Annotated in this window: 1 rRNA gene; it reads right to left on the bottom strand. The window is 52.0% G+C overall.

Annotated elements, in window-relative coordinates:
- Nucleotides 1-66: 66 nt before the first annotated feature.
- Nucleotides 67-2783 (bottom strand): 23S ribosomal RNA (locus tag NL626_RS22880); the annotation flags it as partial.

Raw genomic sequence — 2783 nt, 5'->3', positions numbered from 1 at the left:
TTTAATTCTCGTTCTTACACATTCAATGTTCTTTCATTGAGTCCATCAAAACCCCTTGGGTGTTGTATGGTTAAGCCTCACGGGCAATTAGTACAGGTTAGCTCAACGCCTCACAACGCTTACACACCCTGCCTATCAACGTCGTAGTCTACGACAACCCTTTAGGATACTTAAAGTATCAGGGAGAACTCATCTCAAGGCTCGCTTCCCGCTTAGATGCTTTCAGCGGTTATCGATCCCGAACTTAGCTACCGGGCAATGCGTCTGGCGACACAACCCGAACACCAGAGGTTCGTCCACTCCGGTCCTCTCGTACTAGGAGCAGCCCCTTTCAATTCTCCAACGCCCACGGCAGATAGGGACCGAACTGTCTCACGACGTTCTAAACCCAGCTCGCGTACCACTTTAAATGGCGAACAGCCATACCCTTGGGACCGACTTCAGCCCCAGGATGTGATGAGCCGACATCGAGGTGCCAAACACCGCCGTCGATATGAACTCTTGGGCGGTATCAGCCTGTTATCCCCGGAGTACCTTTTATCCGTTGAGCGATGGCCCTTCCATTCAGAACCACCGGATCACTATGACCTGCTTTCGCACCTGCTCGAATTGTCATTCTCGCAGTCAAGCGGGCTTATGCCATTGCACTAACCTCACGATGTCCAACCGTGATTAGCCCACCTTCGTGCTCCTCCGTTACGCTTTGGGAGGAGACCGCCCCAGTCAAACTACCCACCAGGCACTGTCCGCAACCCCGATAAGGGGTCGACGTTAGAACATCAACACTACAAGGGTGGTATTTCAAGGACGGCTCCACGCAATCTAGCGACTGCGCTTCAAAGCCTCCCACCTATCCTACACATGTAGGGTCAATGTTCAGTGCCAAGCTGTAGTAAAGGTTCACGGGGTCTTTCCGTCTAGCCGCGGGTACACTGCATCTTCACAGCGATTTCAATTTCACTGAGTCTCGGGTGGAGACAGCGTGGCCATCATTACGCCATTCGTGCAGGTCGGAACTTACCCGACAAGGAATTTCGCTACCTTAGGACCGTTATAGTTACGGCCGCCGTTTACCGGGGCTTCGATCAAGAGCTTCGACCGAAGTCTAACCCCATCAATTAACCTTCCGGCACCGGGCAGGCGTCACACCGTATACGTCATCTTGCGATTTTGCACAGTGCTGTGTTTTTAATAAACAGTTGCAGCCACCTGGTATCTGCGACTCTCAATAGCTCCATCCGCGAGGGACTTCACCGTCGAGAGCGTACCTTCTCCCGAAGTTACGGTACCATTTTGCCTAGTTCCTTCACCCGAGTTCTCTCAAGCGCCTTGGTATTCTCTACCCGACCACCTGTGTCGGTTTGGGGTACGATTCCTTACAATCTGAAGCTTAGAGGCTTTTCCTGGAAGCATGGCATCAATGACTTCACATCCGTAGATGCTCGACGTCGTGTCTCAGCCTTAAAGAGAGCCGGATTTACCTAACTCTCAAGCCTACGCACTTGAACCTGGACAACCGTCGCCAGGCCCACCTAGCCTTCTCCGTCCCCCCATCGCAATTGTAAGAAGTACGGGAATATTAACCCGTTTCCCATCGACTACGCCTTTCGGCCTCGCCTTAGGGGTCGACTTACCCTGCCCCGATTAACGTTGGACAGGAACCCTTGGTCTTCCGGCGAGGAGGTTTTTCACCCCCTTTATCGTTACTCATGTCAGCATTCGCACTTCTGATACGTCCAGCATGCGTTACCACACACCTTCAACCGCTTACAGAACGCTCCCCTACCCAATGCACTAAAGTGCATTGCCGCAGCTTCGGTTTACTACTTAGCCCCGTTACATCTTCCGCGCAGGCCGACTCGACCAGTGAGCTATTACGCTTTCTTTAAATGATGGCTGCTTCTAAGCCAACATCCTGGCTGTCTGAGCCTTCCCACATCGTTTCCCACTTAGTAGTAATTTGGGACCTTAGCTGGCGGTCTGGGTTGTTTCCCTCTCCACGACGGACGTTAGCACCCGCCGTGTGTCTCCCGGATAGTACTTACTGGTATTCGGAGTTTGCAAAGGGTTGGTAAGTCGGGATGACCCCCTAGCCTTAACAGTGCTCTACCCCCAGTAGTATTCGTCCGAGGCGCTACCTAAATAGCTTTCGGGGAGAACCAGCTATCTCCAGGTTTGATTGGCCTTTCACCCCTAGCCACAAGTCATCCGCTAATTTTTCAACATTAGTCGGTTCGGTCCTCCAGTTGATGTTACTCAACCTTCAACCTGCCCATGGCTAGATCACCTGGTTTCGGGTCTATATCCAGAGACTGAACGCCCAGTTAAGACTCGGTTTCCCTACGGCTCCCCTAGATGGTTAACCTTGCCACTGAATATAAGTCGCTGACCCATTATACAAAAGGTACGCAGTCACAGGACAAAGCCTGCTCCTACTGCTTGTACGTACACGGTTTCAGGTTCTATTTCACTCCCCTCACAGGGGTTCTTTTCGCCTTTCCCTCACGGTACTGGTTCACTATCGGTCAGTCAGTAGTATTTAGCCTTGGAGGATGGTCCCCCCGTATTCAGACAGGATATCACGTGTCCCGCCCTACTCGATTTCACTGAACACACGTCGTCAACTACGGGACTATCACCCTGTATCGTCAGCCTTTCCAGGCTGTTCGTCTAACGCGTGTAAAGCTTAAGGGCTAGTCCAATTTCGCTCGCCGCTACTTTCGGAATCTCGGTTGATTTCTTTTCCTCGGGGTACTTAGATGTTTCAGTTCCCCCGGTTCGCC

The organism is Vibrio sp. Y58_MX_L22 (genome assembly GCF_024181865.1).
Classification (GTDB): Bacteria; Pseudomonadota; Gammaproteobacteria; order Enterobacterales; family Vibrionaceae; genus Vibrio; species Vibrio alginolyticus.
Note: the sequence above shows the minus strand (reverse complement) of the source record. Positions and strands in the feature narration are given on the sequence as shown.